This is a genomic window from Streptomyces sp. DT2A-34 (genome assembly GCF_030499515.1).
Lineage (GTDB): Bacteria > Actinomycetota > Actinomycetes > Streptomycetales > Streptomycetaceae > Streptomyces.
Genome location: NZ_JASTWJ010000001.1, coordinates 5,762,846 through 5,781,195 on the forward strand (window position 1 = coordinate 5,762,846; position 18,350 = coordinate 5,781,195).

At 68.4% G+C, this 18,350-nt stretch carries 15 protein-coding genes and 1 pseudogene; 10 read left to right on the forward strand and 6 right to left on the reverse strand.

Annotated features, from left to right (window positions below):
• Positions 1 to 472 precede the first annotated feature (472 nt).
• Positions 473 to 766: an AbrB/MazE/SpoVT family DNA-binding domain-containing protein gene (locus QQM39_RS25825; RefSeq protein ID WP_152169615.1), complete on the forward strand. Its 294-nt coding sequence runs from the start codon at positions 473 to 475 to the stop codon at positions 764 to 766.
• 1,597 nt (positions 767 to 2,363) lie between these two features.
• Entirely contained in the window at positions 2,364 to 3,962 is a 1,599-nt protein-coding gene (locus QQM39_RS25830) for a DUF4041 domain-containing protein (protein WP_301999917.1), read from the forward strand.
• A gap of 537 nt (positions 3,963 to 4,499) precedes the next feature.
• On the opposite strand, the gene QQM39_RS25835 is transcribed toward QQM39_RS25830, so the two are convergent.
• Positions 4,500 to 4,661, reverse strand: coding sequence for a hypothetical protein (locus QQM39_RS25835; protein WP_301999918.1), 162 nt, complete (start codon positions 4,659 to 4,661; stop codon positions 4,500 to 4,502).
• A 965-nt stretch (positions 4,662 to 5,626) separates the two neighbouring features.
• On the opposite strand from QQM39_RS25835, the gene QQM39_RS25840 reads away from it, so the two are divergent.
• From QQM39_RS25840 to QQM39_RS46270, 3 genes and pseudogenes are all read left to right on the forward strand, one after another.
• The gene (locus QQM39_RS25840) at positions 5,627 to 6,730 is read left to right on the forward strand and encodes an IS701 family transposase (protein ID WP_302003726.1); all 1,104 of its coding nucleotides are present in this window, start codon (positions 5,627 to 5,629) and stop codon (positions 6,728 to 6,730) included.
• Between the two features lie 305 nt (positions 6,731 to 7,035).
• A pseudogene (locus QQM39_RS46265) lies at positions 7,036 to 7,230 on the forward strand (WD40 repeat domain-containing protein); the annotation flags it as partial.
• Complete coding sequence (locus tag QQM39_RS46270) at positions 7,182 to 7,793, forward strand: WD40 repeat domain-containing protein (protein WP_367669703.1); 612 nt, start codon at positions 7,182 to 7,184, stop codon at positions 7,791 to 7,793. The pseudogene QQM39_RS46265 and the gene QQM39_RS46270, both read left to right, overlap by 49 nt.
• A 44-nt stretch (positions 7,794 to 7,837) precedes the next feature.
• Here the strand turns inward: QQM39_RS46270 and QQM39_RS25845 are convergent, their stop codons facing one another.
• The 3 genes from QQM39_RS25845 to QQM39_RS25855 form a co-directional block, all read right to left on the reverse strand.
• A complete protein-coding gene (locus QQM39_RS25845) occupies positions 7,838 to 8,920 on the reverse strand; it encodes an IS630 family transposase (RefSeq protein ID WP_301999919.1) in 1,083 nt (360 codons plus the stop codon).
• 284 nt (positions 8,921 to 9,204) lie between these two features.
• Positions 9,205 to 9,768, reverse strand: a complete 564-nt coding sequence (locus QQM39_RS25850) for a peptide deformylase (protein WP_301999920.1) — start codon at positions 9,766 to 9,768, stop codon at positions 9,205 to 9,207.
• Complete coding sequence (locus QQM39_RS25855) at positions 9,765 to 10,739, reverse strand: helix-turn-helix transcriptional regulator (RefSeq protein WP_301999921.1); 975 nt, start codon at positions 10,737 to 10,739, stop codon at positions 9,765 to 9,767. The genes QQM39_RS25850 and QQM39_RS25855 overlap by 4 nt, the downstream gene beginning before the upstream one ends.
• Positions 10,740 to 10,884: 145 nt before the next feature.
• Here QQM39_RS25855 and QQM39_RS25860 point away from each other — a divergent pair, with 145 nt between their 5' ends.
• The 4 genes from QQM39_RS25860 to QQM39_RS25875 are packed head-to-tail and all read left to right on the forward strand — an operon-like array spanning position 10,885 to position 14,895.
• A complete protein-coding gene (locus QQM39_RS25860; RefSeq protein WP_301999922.1) occupies positions 10,885 to 12,042 on the forward strand; it encodes a glycosyltransferase family 1 protein in 1,158 nt (385 codons plus the stop codon).
• Positions 12,039 to 12,746, forward strand: a complete 708-nt coding sequence (locus QQM39_RS25865) for a hypothetical protein (protein WP_301999923.1) — start codon at positions 12,039 to 12,041, stop codon at positions 12,744 to 12,746. The genes QQM39_RS25860 and QQM39_RS25865 overlap by 4 nt, the downstream gene beginning before the upstream one ends.
• Positions 12,743 to 13,978, forward strand: a complete 1,236-nt coding sequence (locus QQM39_RS25870) for a glycosyltransferase (protein WP_301999924.1) — start codon at positions 12,743 to 12,745, stop codon at positions 13,976 to 13,978. Before QQM39_RS25865 ends, QQM39_RS25870 begins: the two co-directional genes overlap by 4 nt.
• The gene (locus QQM39_RS25875) at positions 13,972 to 14,895 is read left to right on the forward strand and encodes a glycosyltransferase family 2 protein (protein ID WP_301999925.1); all 924 of its coding nucleotides are present in this window, start codon (positions 13,972 to 13,974) and stop codon (positions 14,893 to 14,895) included. The genes QQM39_RS25870 and QQM39_RS25875 overlap by 7 nt, the downstream gene beginning before the upstream one ends.
• Here the strand turns inward: QQM39_RS25875 and QQM39_RS25880 are convergent.
• Positions 14,832 to 15,368: an ATP-binding protein gene (locus tag QQM39_RS25880; protein WP_301999926.1), complete on the reverse strand. Its 537-nt coding sequence runs from the start codon at positions 15,366 to 15,368 to the stop codon at positions 14,832 to 14,834. The genes QQM39_RS25875 and QQM39_RS25880 overlap by 64 nt on opposite strands.
• Positions 15,369 to 15,478: 110 nt before the next feature.
• On the opposite strand from QQM39_RS25880, the gene QQM39_RS25885 reads away from it, so the two are divergent.
• Positions 15,479 to 16,384: an FkbM family methyltransferase gene (locus QQM39_RS25885; RefSeq protein ID WP_367669099.1), complete on the forward strand. Its 906-nt coding sequence runs from the start codon at positions 15,479 to 15,481 to the stop codon at positions 16,382 to 16,384.
• A 262-nt stretch (positions 16,385 to 16,646) separates the two neighbouring features.
• Here the strand turns inward: QQM39_RS25885 and QQM39_RS25890 are convergent, their stop codons facing one another.
• The gene (locus tag QQM39_RS25890; RefSeq protein ID WP_301999927.1) at positions 16,647 to 18,347 is read right to left on the reverse strand and encodes a relaxase/mobilization nuclease domain-containing protein; all 1,701 of its coding nucleotides are present in this window, start codon (positions 18,345 to 18,347) and stop codon (positions 16,647 to 16,649) included.
• Between the last annotated feature and the right edge of the window lie 3 nt (positions 18,348 to 18,350).

Genomic DNA, 18,350 nt, shown 5'->3' on the forward strand with positions numbered 1-18,350 from the left:
TGCGCCATGAGCAGTGGTCGATGAAGAGTGAGCCTAGAAGCGCGTGACTCTGCTGAACAACTGCGCACCTGGAGTGCGCAATCCGTCTTGGGTCGTCTGAACTCGGCCCGGTGACACGGGGCGTCGGCCCCGCGTCACCGTTCTAGCCGCCGTCTCAGGGGATTTGACTGCCGCGTTCGCCTGAAGAGGGTGTTGGGGTCGGCCTGTTCGCTCGCGCGTGGGGGCCGTCAGGGCTCCTCTTGCTGAACTGACTGCCTCCGTCGCTCTGTTGATCCCGGTGTAGGGACCCCGATGTGGATCCGGCGATCGCCGAGGCCGCACTCCGGCTCGTACCGCGCGGCTGGGCCCCTTGGCTACTATCGACGATGGTAGACTGTGAGAAAATTGGAAAGTTAGAGAGTCGCAATTTGACTAAATCCTGGGTAGTCTGAGTAGCGAGGAAGACATGGAAGGTGAGAGTGGGAGGTCATCCATGGCTGCGGCTACGTTCCAGGCCAGCGTGCGCGACAAGGGGCAGCTGACGCTGCCCGCAGGCGTACGCGAGGCGCTGGGGGTCTCCCCAGGTGACGAGCTTGAGTTCGAGATCAACGACGCCGGAGTCGTCGAGGTTCACGGGCTGAGGAAGATCCGCACCGATCAGGCATGGTTCTGGGCGGAGCGGTGGCAGGCGGGTGAGCGCGAGGCCAGCGAGGACATCGCGGCTGGGCGCACAACCCGTCACGAGGACGTGGACGGCATGTTCGCGCACCTCGACAAGGAGAGCTGACCCCGACCCGCCTGGAGGCCCTATTGCCGACTTTCGCGACGACTGCCCGCTTCGACCGCGATTTCAAGAAGCTCCTTCCGCAGGAGCGAGAGCGGTTCGAGGACACCGTCCGGAAGAAGTTCGTACCGGATGTTGCGACTGGGCAGTTTCGGCCCGGCCTCCGGGTCAAGCCGGTCCAGGGAGTCAGGCTCCCTGACGGCGAGCGTCCCATCATGGAAATGACTTGGGCGCCTGACGGGCGCGCCACCTGGCAGTACGGAGATGAACTCCGCGAAGGTGAGCCGCACGTTATCTGGCGCCGGGTTGGTGGACACGAGATCTTCGATCCCGGTCCCGCCTGAGGGAGCGAGAGCGGCCCACCTGATACACGTGGTGGGCCGCTCTTGTGTCGCCCTGCTGGGGTCGTGCTGCCGAAAGTCATGGCGGGGCTTTCACCGGCTGGAACGGAGAACCGATCCACCTCGCCCGCGTCACCAGGCGGTTCATCGAGCTGTGCGAGGAGATCGCCTCCCGCCGGTCCTGCTTCACGACCTGCGCGACGTCGCGGCAACGCTGGCCTATGCGGCCGAGTGTTCGCCATCCCTCGATCACATCACGGCCGACACGTATGTGAGCCTGCGCCCAGGCGGACTTGGCGATCACCGAGGCCGCAGGCCGGCTCGTACCGCCCCCGGGCCACTTCCGAGAACACCGCTCCTGAAGCGGAGGTCGAAACCCACAGCACGGAGATGCTCGACCCGGAGTTCGTTTCGGATGCTGATCCGTTGGGAGATTCTCGGGAGATCAACTCCCCGTCCGCTCACGCAAACGGCCCCGGACGAGGAGTCCGAGGCCGAGTAGGAGCCCTCCCTGGGGAAGAAACCCCAGGTCAGAGCGGTAATGCGTTGTGCCCCCGGCAGGATTCGAACCTGCGACACCCGCTTTAGGAGTTTTCTCTGATCAAGGTCGTGACCTGGGGAATCTCCGCCATGACCGCGTTTGACCTGGAGAAACATGTCTCGGTGGTTTTTGCAGGTTCCCAGGGTTTCCCGGCCTCATGTGTGCTGAATCCGTTCCGGGCCGACTGCAGGGGGGCGAACTCGTGCCACAGGTCGCGGGCGCGCGCGGCGTGGCCAGGGGGAGGCACAAGACGCGGAGGAGTACGCGCCCGTGTGGTGGATCATCACCCGTTCACGGGGCCCCAGTTGCCGTGCTGGTCGCGGTTGTGGGTGTGCCAGGATCCGTGTTCGACAACGCCAAGTCGTGCGTTCTTGAGAACGGACAGGAACTTGTCCGCGGACAAAAAGGTGGCCACCTTCGCTTCACCCTTCACCCTGTGCGTCAGGGGCGGTCGGCCGTGCCCGGGGGCGCCGGACCGGTCCCTCGAGGACGAAGGGCACTTCGCTGCCGGCGGAGAGCCGTCCTGACAGCGGCCGGAGTCGAACGGCTCCCTGCGGCTCACCCACCTCGTCGGATCTGCTGCCAAGAGGGCCAAAAACAGGAGATGGCAGGACGAAGGTCCACAAGGCCGAGTACGTTCGACTTGGCCCGCTGGCTGCCGGACGGCATCGGGGTTACGCCGGCCGTCTCTCGCCCTCGCGACAGGAGTCGTTGCCCCATGACCTACCGGTTCAACCCGCCGCCCACCTGGCCCGCCCCGCCGGAGGGGTGGAGCCCGCCACCGGGCTGGGAACCGGATCCCGCATGGCCCACACCCCCAGGCTGGCAGATCTGGATCCCGGAAGGGGCCGTGCCGCAGCCGAGCGCACCCGTTCCTCAGCAGTCCCCCTACGGTCCCCAGGCGACGGTCCCGGCCACAGGTGGGGGTCTGTTCGGCCGGCGCCGTAAGCAAGCGGAGTCCGAGGCGGCGCGTCTGGCGGGCGAGCTGGCGCTGATGGAAACACAGGTACGCGGACTACAGGAAGACAACCGTCAGCTGACGGAGCAATTGAGTCGTCTCATCGGAGCCGACAGCGCTCAGATAGCCGCCGAGCAGCAGCGACTGCGCCGCGCGCATGAGGAGAAGCTCCAAGAGATCGGACGGATCGACGCTCTCCTCGACGAGAAGATAGAGCACGCCGCCGAGAGCGCCGCGCAGTCCCTGGTTGACGTGCGCCGCCAAGCCGACGACATGGCTCGCCAGACGGCGGAGGCCGAACAGCGCCTCACGGCCGCGCGCCGGGATCTGGTGCTCACCGATGAGACGCGGATGCTGCAAGAGGCCGGCATTTACGAGTACCGCCATCCGCTCGCCGACGCGCTCGCCTACAAGGACCGGCTCGACAGTCTCAAGGCCCGCTACAAGCAGTTGGCGAGGGACGATCGGGCAGTGCTCGGGAACCAGTACTGGATGGTGGACGGCTCAGCTGCCAAGGGCCGCAAGATGGTGCGTGACTTCTCCAAGCTGATGCTGCGCGCGTACAACGCCGAGGCGGACAACGCAGTGCGCGGCATGAAGCCGCACCGGCTCGACTCGCTGATCGACCGGCTCGGCAAGACGCGGGAGTCGATCGCCCGGCTCGGCGCCACCATGCAGATCCGCATCGGCGATGACTACCACCAGCTGCGGGTCCAGGAGTTGGAGCTAACGGCGGACTACCTGGTGAGGAAGGAGACCGAGCGGGAGGAGCAGCGAGAGCTACGAGCCCAGCAGCGCGAGGAGGAGCGCCTGCAGCGCGAGATCGAGCGCGAGCGGCAGCGGCTGGAGAAGGAACGCAGCCACTACGAGGGCGCCCTGCGCCGCCTGCGCTCCGGCACCGGCGATGAGGCCGCCATCGCCGAACTTGAAGGAAAACTCGCCGAGTTGGGCGCCGAACTGGAGACGGTCGAGGCCCGCGAGGCCAACATCCGGGCCGGATACGTCTACGTCATCTCCAACGTCGGAGCGTTCGGCGAACGCATGGTCAAGATCGGTATGACCCGGCGCCTCGATCCCATGGACCGCGTCATCGAACTCGGGGACGCGTCCGTCCCCTTCCGCTTCGACGTACACGCCCTGATCTTCAGTGAGGACGCCGTCGACCTGGAACGCCGCCTGCACCAGGAGTTCGAGTCCCGCCGCGTCAACCGGGTAAACCTACGCCGGGAGTTCTTCTACGTCACACCGGCAGACGTACGCGCCGCCCTGCAGCGGCTCGCCGGACAGCACCTCCTGGAGTTCCAGGACACGCCCGAGGCTCCTGAATGGAGGGCCAGCCAGACCGCTGCCGGGCGGTGACGGGCTCGACTCAGTCAACCTCGTCGGGTGGTCCAGACGGCAGGCGGCGCCATCCAGACTGATCCAGGTGACCTTGGAGGTACTTCCCGCCGCAAGGTGAGCGGTCACTTCTCCGGTTGGGGTGATCGCGAGCCACACGGACACCTACACCTCGCTGATGCCCCAGTTCGAGCAGGAAGCCGCCGACGCCCCCGTGGGGTCGGTAGAAAGCCCCGTAACCAGGACGTCGCCTAGCGTTACGTCCCCGCGCACACGAAAACAGCCCCCTCGGAGATCACTCCGAGGGGGCTGTTCGAAGCTCCGTGCCTGGTCAGGCGCTGTGCCCCCGGCAGGATTCGAACCTGCGACACCCGCTTCAGGAGTGGGATTGGATCCTTGCCGGGGGGTGCCTGGCGCTGCTAGGTGGTGCTGTTTCCCCTGGTCAGCAGCGCGCAACTGTGTAGTCGACCCCTCGTATGACGCTTCGTGCCGCACAGTCCGCTCACGCATCGCGCACGCACGAAGCCCGCGTCCTGTAGGCCGGCCGCTCTTTGTCTCCTACTGGATGAGGGCATGCAGGACGGGTACGGAAGCCCCGACACTGGTCAGTCCGGCCAGAACGGCACCAGCGGGCTGAGTCCCGCACAGGACGGTGAGGCCGCCGGTGACTACACCGATGACTACGGATGCCAGGAGGATGAGCGCGGTGCGTACGGTCATGAAGGGACTGGGCCCTGCGTGTGGGGGTGGGGGCGAAACTTGAGGGTCCTGAGAGTGCGTCATGCATCCCATGGCAGCAGTGCCTATCCCGTAGACCTGCATCGCACGAACGAAGTTGTGATGCCGCCAAAGTTTCGACGGATTTCGGCGCGGTACGGTCTGAGGCCCCCTAGCCTAGGCACCAGACGCAGCTGGGGGTGGACGGATGAGCGCGCCGAACAAGACCGAATTTACGGTCGGGCTTGACCGGCTAGCTGAGGAGCTACGCCAACTGCGAGCCGAACGTGGGGGCCCCACGCTCAGCATGATCGTGTCCCGCGCGGCGGCTATGCCGGGCACAAGCTCCTTATCAGTCTCGGCCCTCAGCGAGGCATTCAACGGCAAGCGCCTGCAGCGGCTGGACACCCTGATGTCTCTGGTGCGCACGTTGCTCTCGTACGACGAGGACGGCAAGCACTGCCTCGTGGCACGCGGAGCTCCCGAGATGAGGGTGTGGCGCGAACGGTGGCGAGACCTGGACCATATGCGGTCGCAGCGTAGCCGTACAGGTGTGGGTAGCTCGGAGCACGCCCCGGTGCGGGCCGTAAGTCCGCTGGCGCTCCAGGCGCTTGCGGACGACCTAGAAGGCGGATACGCCGTGGCTCTGACGCCTATCCAGGGCCCTGCAGATGAGTACGACGCATTGGCCTTCTCGCCCGATAAGCAGTACCTGGCCCTGGGCGGCTGCGACGGGGTCGTATACCTGCAGGATCCCATGGGGAACGCCGTCACTAATACTCCAGCAGGATTTCGCTGTCTGACCTGGTCTTTCGCCGGTGGCGGGAGTGTAGCGGGACTTCGATCGTGCGGGGGCGGTCTCACGGAGACCGCCCCTCGATCGTGCGACAACGCCGCAGGAAGTGACAGCGGCGGGGCAGCCTCCAAGGGTGATCACCGAGTATGCCGCCGCGCAGTGGGCCCTCGAACTGGACGATCTCTTCCTGACCATCGGGCATCGGTTCGGCCGGGTCGAGCTCCGCCGCCGCATGCGTGACTACGTACGCGGGCTGCTCGCTCCGGTGGCCCGCAAGAACAGCTGGCAGCTGGCCGAACAGGCTGGCCACCGCACGCCCGACGGCCTGCAGCACCTTCTCGCCGGATCGAAGTGGGAGGCCGATGACATCCGCGACGACCTGCAGGAATACGTCGCCGACAAGATCGGCGAGGCTGGCGGCGTGCTGATCATCGACGACACCGGGTTCATCAAGAAGGGCACCACCTCAGCCGGGGTCCAGCGCCAGTACTCCGGAACTGCCGGCCGGACCGAGAACTGCCAGATCGGCGTCTTCGCCGCCTACGCCTCCGCCCACGGCCGGGCTCTGGTCGACCGTGAGCTCTACCTCCCGAAGTCCTGGACTGAGGACCGGGAACGCTGCCGCACCGCAAGGGTCCCCGACGAGCGGGAGTTCGCCACCAAAGGCGAACTGGCCAGGCGCATGGTGCTGCGGGCCCTCGCCTCGCCGCTGCCCATTGCCTGGGTCACTGCGGATTCCGCCTACGGTCAGGACAACCGATTCCGCCGGCTGCTGGAGCAGTCGGGTGTCGGCTACGTATTGGCCGTCCCCAAGTCCCAGTTCAGCGTGGGCTGTTCACGGATCGAGGGCCTATTCGCGCAGGCCCCGGACGAAGCGTGGGAGAAGATCTCCTGCGGCGACGGCGCGAAGGGGCCCCGCGTTTACCACTGGGCAGCGGTGCGGCTGCCGGCCGTCGCCGAGTTCGACTATCAGGGCGAGGTCCCCTACCGGATGCGGTGGGCACTGGCCCGGCGCAGTATCAGCAAGCCCGAGGAGATCGCCTACTACCTCGCCTACACGCCCCTTCAGGTCACCGTCCAGGAGCTGGTGCGGGTCGCCGGGGCGCGCTGGGCGATCGAGGAGTGCTTCCAGGCCGCGAAGAACGAATGCGGCCTGGACCAGTACGAGGTCCGCCGTTACACGGGCTGGTATCGGCACATCACTTTGGCCATGCTCGCGCACGCTTTCCTGGCCGCCACGGCGCACCAGCCCTGGGAAAGGGGGCGGAACAGGTGATACAACCGGGGCCATCGGGCTCACAGTGGCGGAGGTTCGGCGACTCCTGGCAGCTTGTCGTGCCCGGCCCCTGCACCTGAGCGGACACCGCGGACGACACCACGCGCTGAGCTGGTCGAACTGGCGCCGCCGACGCCAAGCAGTCGCCCGCCGCTGTCACTTCCTGCGGCGTTGTCGCACGATCGAGGGGCGGTCTCCGTGAGACCGCCCCCGCACGATCGAAGTCCCGCTACACTCCCGCCACCGGCGAAAGACCAGGTCAGACAGCGAAATCCTGCTGGAGTACTAACCCCCTCGCCGGACACCGAGACATCGTCCGTGACCTGACCTTCTCGTCCGATGGGCGGCTGCTTGCTTCGTCGGCCGATGATGGAACAGTGTGGCTGTGGGACGTGACTTTCCGCATCCCTGTGGGGGAAGCCTGCCTGACAGCGAGGGGATCCTCGAGAGTCTGGCGTTTTCCCCCGATGGGGGCCTCCTGGCGGCAGCGGGATACATAGGGCGTGTGTACCTGTGGGACACCGCCACACGCGAGATGATCAAGACTCTGGATGTGGGACAGGCCCGGGTTGACGGGCTTACGTTTTCCCCCGATAGCTCCCTGCTGGCCGTTGCCGGACACGACGGGATAACGCAGCTGTGGTCACCCGCCACATGGGAGGTGACCGGGTGCATAACCGTTGGAAGATGTTGCGATATTGCGTTCGCACCTGACGGCAAGCTGCTGGCCTCAGCGGGGAGCGATGGATCGGTGCGGTTGTGGGATCCACTTGTCTCGGGAACGGGGAACGCCGTCCGTGATTGTTCGTCTGCTCCGACAAAAGCCGTGAGCGCCGTGGCCTTCTCGCCGGATGGTCAACTCTTGGCCGGCGCAGCTATGGACGGCACAGTGCGCCTATGGAATCCGGCTGACGGCCAGCCACTTCCCGGCTCTCTCGATGCTTCCCTCGGCGAGGCGTACGACGTTGCTTTTTCTCCGGATGGTGGCCTCCTCGCAGCGGTCGGTGACGATGACAGCGTCCGTATTTGGATCACGCCCGTTCATCGTGCTGGTGGGTGGTAGTTGGGGGCCCCGGAGCCGCCTAGTGTCTCGTGATCCTGTTTGCATCACTTTGAGTTGTTCGCGACGAGCTTCTTGATGTTGGTCTGGACGAGGCGGACCTTTGCCAGGATCTCGCCGGCGGTCGCGGTCCAGGTGAAGGGCCTGGCCTCGGAGTTCCAGGAGTCGATGTAGTTGTGGATCTGCGTGATCAGGACATTGACGCTGGCGAAGGTGCCGCGGCGGATCGACTGCCGGGTCAGGATGCCGAACCAGGTCTCGATCTGATTGATCCAGGAAGACCCGACGGGGGTGAAGTGAAAGCGGACGCGGGAGTTTTTGGCCAGCCATGCCTTCACTTCCGGTGTGGTGTGGGTGGAGAGGTTGTCCAGGACGACGTGGATCTCCTTCCCCGCATGCGGCTTCACTGCCTTCTTCAGAAAGGCCAGGAAGTTCTTGCCGTTCCGGCTCGGCTTGCACTCGCCGATGACTTCACCGGTGCCGACGTTGAGGGCGGCGAACAGATTCGTGGTGCCGTGCCGCACGTAGTCGTGGGTGCGCTTCTCGGTGGCCGCGAAAGCGACCGGCAGTACCGGCTGGGTGCGGTCCAGCGCCTGGATCTGCGTCTTCTCGTCGATCGAGAGCACGACCGCCCCACCGGGCGGAGCAAGGTAGAGCCCGACCACATCGGCGACCTTCTCCGCGAACGCGGGGTCCCTGGAAATCTTGAAGGTGCCGCTGCGATGCGGCTTGAGTTGCTCCTCGCGCCAGATCCGCGCGATGTAGTGCCAGGACACGGTGATGTCCTCGGTCCGCTTCAGGTACTTCGCCAGCTCGCGCGTCGACCAGTGCGAAAGCCCGGTGCCGGCCGGCGGTGTCATACGCGTCAGCGCAATCACCCGCGCCCGTACCCGTGCCGGTACCTGGTCCCGGGCCCCACCGGGGCGATCGCCTTCCAGCCCGGCCAGCCCGCGCCGGGCATAACGGGTCTTCCAGCGGTCCACGGTCGGCAGCGACACCCCGAGCAACTCGGCAATGTCCTTGCGCCGCCGCCCCTCACCCGACCACAGAACGATCCGGGCCCGCGTCGCCAAATCCGCAGACACATCACGACAATTCGCCAACTCCCGCAACTCGGCGGCCTGTTCCACGGAAAGCTCCATGCCAGCACCAACGAGACACGCAAGATCACGTAACGCGAACGCGATCACGAGACACTAGAGCCGAGGCTAAGGATGAGCGCCCTGCCAGCCATCCGGGACGGGCAGGGAATATCCGCTGCCTGATAGTCGTGCTACGAGCTCCCGCACCTCCTGAACGACTTTCAGTACCTACTGGCCGGGCGGGAACCGAGGCGAAGCGGACGACGAGGCCGCGTTGCAGTCGCTGTAGGGGGCGCTGACCGTCTACGGCAGCGCGGTTCACCGGCGGTGGCCTACTCGTATGCCCAGGCGCGGCCGGTCTGCCGGTACTCCTCGACGGGGATGGGATCGACCCCGGTGCGCATGCGGGCGGTGTAGAGGTGGCCGTCAAGGTGGTCGATCTCGTGGTGGATGAGGCGGGCGAGGCCGCGTTCGTACACGGTGGTGACCCTCTCGCCGGTCAGGGCCGTGGCTTCGACGGTGATCTTCAGGGGGCGGGGGACGAGGCCGCGGACGTCGAAGAAGCTCAGGCAGCCCTCGTACTGCTCGTCCGCTTCGTCGGAGCGGTCAGTGATGCGCGGGTTGAGCAGGATGATGGCCGGGGCGTCGCCCGGGGGCTGGACGACGGCGACGGCACGTCCGATGCCGATCTGCGGGGCAGCGATACCCATGCCCTTGGCGAAGGGGTGGACCTGTCCGATCCGATCCATGGCGGCGAACAGCTCGTCCGTGATGCGCTCGGCCTCGTCGCGCTCGGTGGGCAGATCGAAGGCGCGGGCCGGTTCGGCGAGGATGCCGGCGCCGTGCTGGACGACGCCGAGGTCTCGCATCTGCTGGCTGGGCCGCACGTCAATCACCTGAACTCCCCTTGATTCATGTCGCGTTCGGGCCGTGCCCGAAACCGCCATTCCAGACGGTACCGAGCGTGCAGGGCGGGTGCCGCCGTGATCCACGTGAATTGCCGTAGCTCACCGTCGTCACTGCGGACGGGCGGCGTCCGCAGCGGAGAGGCTTCGGCAGTCATGGACGTCTCGGTGCCCCACACGACCGGGTCGAGGGCGGCGGGGAAGGCGAGCTGGACTTCGAGCTGTTCGGTGGGCAGGCGTACGGCCCGCTGGAACCAGTTGCCCCACTTGTCGTCGCCGACGGTGTAGGCGTACTCGATCCACACGGACTCGCCCGGGTAGAGCGGGAAGCGGCCGTGTTCGTTGTCGAACACCAGCCAGACTTCCTTGAAGGCGTCGCGGTCGTGTTTCACCTGCCAGCTCATTGCCTCGCCCCGGCAGGTCGCGGTGAGGGCGAGTTCGTTCCAGGTCAGCGGGTGGGCCCGGTAGTGGGCGTTGGAGCGTTCCGGGTCGCCGGGGTAGCGGTCCACGGAGATCCGGATCAGGTAGCGGGTCACTGGCTCATCGCCGGTGTTCCGCAGTCGGCGGCGCATGGTCAGCCGGTACTTGCTGCCGTCGTACTGGAGCCGTGCCGCGTCGTGTTCGACGATGAGGGCCGATCCGGTCGCGTACGGCTGCTCGGGCCTGCGCTGGGCGGGCGGCGTGGCTGCCGGACGCCGGGCACGGGCCTTCGCCTGCTCGTAGTCGCACCAGCGCCGCCAGATCGACTTTCCGGCGTTCAGAGCCTCGTCTGCGAGGCGCGAAAACTCTTCGCTGGGCTTGTGGCGGCCCGACTCCACGTGGCTGACGTAGGACGGGTCGAAGCCCATGGCAAGCGCCAACGCCCGCTTGGACATGCCGCGTACTTCCCGCCACCGCGCCACTTCGGCCGCATAGTCCTCGGCTGCCTGCTCGACGGTGGTCTCGTCGTCTTGCGCGCCCATCAAAGGCCGCCCCCGCGTCACTTGGTGGTGAGCATGAATGAACCGTGAGTGATCCAAGTTCATCATCCCGTCACGGCCCGCGTCGCCGGTTTCCTTCCCTCACCGGCCCGGATCGACCATCCGGGCAACGTGAGGGAGGCGACGCATGCGCGTGCTGTATCTGCTCAACATCTCCAACCCTGACCGGCTTTCGGCCGACTCGGGGTGGATCTTCGCGGACCTTCTCGCCCCGGCTCTGGCGGACGCCGGGGCGGAGGTGACCGTCGCGGCGCCGGCGGCGGCCGGGGATGGCCGCTGCGGCTTCCACCGCACGAAGGTGCCGGGGACGAAGTACCGGGCCCGGTTCTCCGCTGACATCGACGAACTGGTGGCCCTGATCCGGCAGACGAGGCCGGACGCGGTGGTGGCCAACCAGATCGAGGAGGCCCCGGCGATCCGAACGGCCCTGCTGGAGGCCGGATCTCACGCGCTGCTGGCCGGGTACTGCCACTACCTGCCGTTCTCCTTCACCAGCGGCGGTCAGCTCCTGCTGGATCCGTCTCTGGACGACGCGGGACTCGGACGGCCGGTGCTGCTGGCGTTCGCCGCCGGGCTGGCCGCCTGCGACCGGGTGATGGTCCACTCCTCCACGGCCGCCTCCTGGGCCTCGGCTGCCGCAGCCCGGATGACCGTGGACCTCGGCGAGAAGCTGCGGGTGGTGCCCGCTCCGCGTGACGAGCGTCTGGTCCGCGCTCCCGCTGCCACCGAGCCCGTCTCCGACGCCGGGGCGATCGGCATCTACAACCACCGGCTGTATGCGCACTACGGCACCGAGCAGTTCGTGCACCTGGCCCGCGACCTGGCCGCCTCCAGCTCCGTCCGGCTGCGGGTGATGGACCTGTTCGGGCAGCGCCGTCCCGAACGGCAGGGCCTGGACAACAGCCCCGAGAAGATGCGCGACCAGCTCTCCGCCCTGCCGCACGTCCAGATCGTCTCCGACCGGGGCGACCGCGTCCGCTACAAGAGCCTGCTGGCCGGAGCCCGCTTCGGCATTGCTCCCTTCCGCGCCGGCTGCCCCTGGTCCATGAGCGTGATCGACTGTCAGGGCATGGGCCTGCCGGTCATCTCGCCCCGGCTGGGCTGGCTCGCCGAGCACATCGACACCGAGCTGTGCTTCGACACCCCGGCCGAGGCCGTCGCCCTGGCCGAACGCCTCACTACCGACGACGAGTTCCACGCCCTGCACGCCAAACGCGCCCACGCCTCCACCGCCGGCTTCACCCCGGCCCTGGTCGCCGCCCGCTACCTGGAGGCCATCTCGTGACGACCGTGTTCGATGCGGTGTTCCTCTCCTACGACGAGCCGATGGCCAACTCCCTTCACGCCCGCCTGCAAAGAACCCTCGGCGGCACGGTCAAGCGCCTGCACGGCGTGCACGGGATGCGCCGGGCCTACCGGCTGTGTGCCGAAGTCGTAGATCGCGAGCAGTTCTTTCTCGCCGACGGCGACTTCGCCATCGACACCGGCTTCGCCCCCGCCACCGTTGAGCCGCTGGACGAAGGCGTGGCCATGCGGGTGTGGCGGGCGGTCAACCCCGTCAACGGCCTCACCTACGGATACGGCGGGCTGAAGCTGATCCGCCGCAGTGCCCTGCGCGAGATGGGCGAGGCGGTGGACGTGCTCGCCGCCATCCCTGGCCGTATCGAGTTCGCGGGGCAGAGCGCGGGCGTCACCCGGTTCAACCAGAGCCCCTTCCATGCCTGGAAGGCCGGTTTCCGCGAGTGCGCGATGCTCGCCCGCGGCAGCGAGTACGGCATGGCCGACGACGACGCCCGCGAACGGTTGGAGGCATGGACCGCGAGCCGCGATGGGGAGTTCGCCGCCTACGCCGCTGCCGGAGCCAACGAGGGCATCGCCTTCGCCCGCGGGGCCGCCCGCGCTCCCAAGCTGTTCGATCACCTCAACGACCCCACCTGGCTGCGGGACCGCTTCACCGCTGCCCACGGGGACCAGGCGGTCTCGGGATGACCGGTCCGCTGGTACTCATCGAGCCCTACGCGCATCGCCTGGGCGGCCACCACCAGCACACGCTAACCGCGCTGGCCCAGGCCCGGCCCGGCAGCCTGGCCATCGCCACGCACGGGACCGCCCGCGAAACGGCCACCGTCCTGCGCCAGGTCGGGGCCCGGTTGATCACCGCCCCTGTCGGGCGCCCGGCGGCCGTCCTGCTGGCCGCGTCCCGCCTCATGGCCGCTCTCTCCACGGCCGGGCAGCGCATCTTCCGCTCCAGCCGGTGGCCCTGCCGCTTTCGTCGGCTCCCGCACCAGATCACCCTCATCGCCCGCTGCCTGGCCGAGGCATCCGCCCTGCGCACAGCACGCCGCCTTGAGCCCGGTGCCGCAGCGGTCGCGATCCTGACCGCGAGCGAGGCCCTGCACGGGGCCGCCGCACTCCTCGGCGGCAGGCCGCACCTGCGGTTCGTCCACGAACAGGTCACCACCGAAGACACCGCCGTGCGGCTCCTCGGCCATCTCGCCCGCAGGGGCGAGCGAGGGGTGATCGCGGTGTATCCGACCCGGGCGGTGGGCGATCAGATGGCGGCGTCCTTCCCGGAGCTGCCCGCGGTGGTGCGGGCCTTCGCGGTCGACGACGGCCGCCGCCTGACCGAAGCCGAACGCGAAGGCGGCCGGACGGCCTTCGGTATCCCCGCCGCCGAAGCCGTGGTGTGCCTGGTGGGCGGCTGGTGGCCCTACAAGGACATCGCCGTCATCGATGCCGCCCTGGCCCGGCTGAAGGAACCGCTGCACCTCGTCGTCACCGGGTCCCCGCTCGACGAAGCCGTCCTCACGCGGTGGCGGGCCCTTCCCTGCCTTCGTCTGCACACAGTGCCCGGCCCTGTCACCGACAGCGTGCTGCGGCTGGTCTACGCCGCCGCCGATGCCGCCCTGGTCGCTCGGCACCCCGGCGTCGGCAAGGAATCCGGGCTCGTGATGGACGCCGCCCGCCTCGGCGTCGCCCTGATCGTCTCCGACCACGACGCCACGCTCACCGACCGGCTTCACGGCCAGCCCTGGGCCCTGACCTTCCCCGCCGGCGACCCGGACGCCCTCACGGAAGCCCTGCACACGCTCATCCGCCAGCCACCCGAGCGGCCCGGCCCCGAGGCACCCCGCCTGCTGGGCATGTGGCCGGCCGACGAACAGGCCGACTTCCTCACTCGCACCTTCTCCTCCCTGCCCGCCAAGGAGTCACGATGCTGATCAACCCCCCGCCGCTGATCGCCGTCATCGGCCCCGTCGAAGTGCCGCTACTGGCCGCCTGGGTCCGCCACTACCGGCTCCTGGGCATCGAAAGGTTCCTCATCGCCTTCCACTTCCCCGAGCACGTCCCCGACCAGCAGCGCCAGGAACTCCAGGCCGCCAGCCGCGAACTGGGCATCATCCCCACCGGCACCACCACCGGCCCATGGCACGAGCACACCAACGGCGAACTCAGGCAGGCCCTGCGGCAGCAGGCCGGGCCTGGCTGGCACCTGCTCGCCGACGCCGACGAGTTCCAGCAGTACCCGGCCCCGCTGGACGAGGTGATCGCCCAGGCCGAGCACGCCAAGAACGGTGTGGTGGGTGGCCTGATGCTCGACCGCATCTCCGCTGACGGCTCCCTGACCGGCTGGGATCCGCAGACGGGCAGCCTGGATACGGCGTATCCGCTCGGCGGCTTCCTCACCCACCAGCTCCTGCGCGGCGACCCCCGCAAGATCGTCCTTGCGCACTCCAGCGTCTCGGTCGCGTCCGGCAGCCACCGCGCGGAGGGCCACCGCCCCGCCAACCGGCCCCCGGTCGCCGTCCACCACTTCAAGTGGCATGCCGGCGTACGCCAGGACATCGAGCGGCGGGCCGTTCACTCCGCGGACGGCACCTGGAAGACCGCCTCCCCGGCCCGGCTCGCCGAGGCCCGCCGCCTGCTCCAGCACCTTCACCGCCATGGCGGCCGGATCGCGGCCGAATCCCGGAACCTGGACTTCAGGCTCGTCTCACTCCAGACCGTTCCCGACTGGTGGGCAGAGCGAGCGACGCGGCTGGTCACCACGTGGCGGCCACCAGGGGCGGCGGATCAGAGCCAGCCCGGCGTGACGATCTCCTCGCCCTCACCCTCGGGCGGCTCGAACCGGGCATAGAAATCGTCGAGCGCCGACTCCGTGACGGTCAGCGCGTTGGCGTCCCCACGCAGGTTGCGCTCCTCAAGACGCCGCAGCAGCTCGGCCCGCTCGACAGGGAAGTACAGCAGCCGCCACCGGCCGCCCGCCTCCTCGACGAGCTTCTTCCACTCCTCGCGGGCCGAGTGCAGCCACAGGCCGTGATCCAGCACGGCGTCCCGGCCCTGCGCGACCAGCGCCACCAGGCGCTCGCGGACCTCCGCGACCACCGGCGCCTCCAGAGCGAAGTAGTCCCGCTCCGGATAGTCCACGCCGTAGCGGCCGTGCCGGGCGTGCACCAGCTCATCCACCGACAGCCGCACCGCCCGGGACGGCTCCAGCCGCTGCTTGGCGTACGTGGTCTTGCCCGACCCGGTCAGTCCGACCAGCAGATACACCACCGGCCCGTCCTCACGATCACGGTCGGCCACCTGGCCGGGCTCCACGGCCTTCACCTGCGCTCTCCTCCTGTACTCCGGGGACTGCTCCCTGGAACCCAGCCTGCCACCCCTCCACCCCGCAGCGCGGCCGAACGGCCACGCCCCACCCCCTAGGGAGATCCGCCGTGATCCCTCCGCTCGTACTCCGGTCCCTGCGTGCGTACGTGCGGCACGCACCCGGCTGCCCCGGCACACCACGGCTTGCCGGACACCTGAGCGACCACCTCAAACACCACCCGATCACCACGACCGCCCGCACCCGCTCCGGCAACGTCTTTCCCGTGACGACCAGTGACGTCATCCAGCGCTACCTCTGGCTGTTCGGCACGTGGGAGCCGCACCTGACCGCATGGATGCGCCACCGCATCACCCCGGGCGACCTCGTCATCGACGCCGGCGCACACACCGGCTACTTCACGCTGCTGGCTTCCCAGCTCACGGGGCCCACCGGCCGTGTCATCGCCATCGAGCCGTCCCCCGTCTTCCACCAGGCTCTGGTGGAGAACATCGAGGCCAATGGGTGCAGCAACGTCCGCACAGTGAACGCCGCCGTATCTGACACCCCGGGGAGGATGACGTTCTACCTGGAGCGTTCCACCAACCTCGGCGGCACCACTGCCGTCCGCCCGCGAACCGTCGTCTCCTCCTTCGAGACGGAGGCCGCGCCGCTGCCGAACCTCGTCACCGATGACGAACTCGCCGCCGCCCGCCTGATCAAGATCGATATCGAGGGCGGCGAAGCGGCGGCCGTGCGCGGGCTGGCCCCCGTCCTGCACCGGCTACGGCCCGAAGCCGAGCTGGTTATTGAGGTCACCCCCCGGATGCTGGCCAAGCAGGGACAGCAGGCCGACGACGTGCTTGCACCCCTGCGCGAGCAGGGCTTCCACGTCTACCGGCTGGCCAACGACTACGCCGCAGCCAGCTACCCGGCTGCCCTGCGCAGGACCGCACCTGCCGTGCGCTGGCATGGGCCCGTCACGGAAATGAGCGACCTGATCTTCTCCCGCACCGACACCGAGACGCTCCCGTGAACGCCCTGAATCACACCACCCGCACGTCACATCGGCTGACGAAGCATCGATGTGGACCGAGCGGTCAGGCAGACGTATCTCCTGGCTCCTGCCCAAGGCATAGCCGTACGACGGGCCCCTTTTCGGCGTAACCACAAGCGCTGTGGAGCTGAGCGGGCTCGGCCCCTGTGCCCGCTTGAACAATGGGGCTGCGTCCAGCTGCACGCGACGTAGGAGGCCATCGCCAAAACTGGACAACGGTGTATGCCTTGAATCGCCGTGATCAGCGTCGCCGCGTCGGTGGCGACTGCGGTGACGGCATGGCTGCCGATGGGGGGACCGGAGCGGCGGGGCGCTGCGTTGTGCTGCGGGCCCTGGCCGCCTCGGCTCGGGGACTGGGTGCGTGGCGCTCACCGAGGCGGCGGATGCGCCAGGTCAGGGCACGGGCGGGGCTGTGGGCGTCGTCCAGGGTGCGCTGTCCGAGCGCTTGGTCAAGCGCGGTGGCTGCGTTGTGCCCTGCGGTCTCCGCCTCGGCGAGCACGGTGGCCAGTGCGTCCCAGGCAGGGTCGGCCAGGATGCGCTCCGCGTGCTCTGGTACCGCTTCCTGGAGGTGATGGACGAAGCGGCGCTTGGTCTGGGGGCTGGGGGAGCGTTGCGCGAGGCCCGCCAGGACTGGTCCGGAGACCTGCGCGTAGGCGATCTGCAGGTGGACGAGGGCTTGCTCGGCTGCTGCCTGCTGTTGGGCGTGCTGGCGGGTGCGGTGCCAGTGCATCGCGAAGGCCACTGCGGTGAGTGCGGCGTCCAGGAGCATGGCGAACCCGGCCGCGTCCCTGTCTTGGGGCCTGTCGCGCCAGATCGCCTGGACGCTGCGGCAGAGTACGCGGGTGCTGTCGAGGTCGGCGGCGATGCGGGATCGGGTGGCGCGCTCGAAGACGGCTGCGGCCTGTTCGAGTTCGGCCCTGAGCGCGGCCGGTGCCGTGACCGGCAGCAGGTCCAGTGCTGCGCCGAGCGCGACCAGTTGGCCCTGGGCGGTGTGCTCGTCGCCGTGGGTGAGGTGGTGGGGGATGCGTTCGGTGGCGGCGGTGGCCTGGTGCCACGGGTTGCCGGGTTGGGCAGTGGCCGGCTTGGGGCTGGTCGCAGCGAGGCGTTCGCGGATTTTGGGCAGGGAGAGGTCGGGGGCGAGGGTGGAGCCCGCGTAGAACACCGGCTCGCCCTTGTCATTGGTGTCGCCGGGCAGGGCGAAGTTGCAACCGAGTGCGTCGCCGGAGGGGCCGTGTTTGAGGCGCACGGTCACCCCGGTTGCCTCCAGCAGTGCGAAGAACTCGGTCTCGTCGGCTGCGGCGGTCACCGCACGGCGGACCCGCATGCGGAGGATCTCGCGGGCGGTGGCGTCCTGGCCCAGGCGCTTGGCCTTGAAGTGCTCCTTGCTGGTGGGGCGCTTGGCGGCAGTGCCGTCGCCCGGCTTCAACCGCCTGAGCCCGTAGTCGACTTCGATCTTGCGGGCCTCGCGCTGGACAGCGCGCTGGTCGTAGTCGCGTTTAGGCCGGCGGCCATCCTGGCGCACGAGGGTGGCGGCGATGTGGATGTGGTCGTCGGCGTGGCGGACGGCCACCCAGCGGCAGGCTTCCTCGTCCCCGTTGGGGGCGATGCCGGCGGCGGCCACGATCCGGCGGGCGATGTCCGCCCATTGGTCGTCGGTGAGGATCGGGTCTTCGGGTGCGGCGCGGACCGGGCAGTGCCACACGGTGTACTTGGGTGCTTTGTCGCTCAGCATCTTCACGGGCTGGTCGAGCTGTGCGACGAGCTGGGCCTCCACCTCTCTCGGGTCGCGGTGGGGGCTGCGGCCGGGGTCGGGGGCGAAGCCGTTCCAGGACGCCACCAGGTGCGGGTCAGTGTGCTCGTTGGCGCGGCCCTTGCCGAAGAGGTAGCCGATAGTGCGGCGCGTGGCTTTCGGGCCCTTGCCGAGGATGATCTTGGATATCACCCG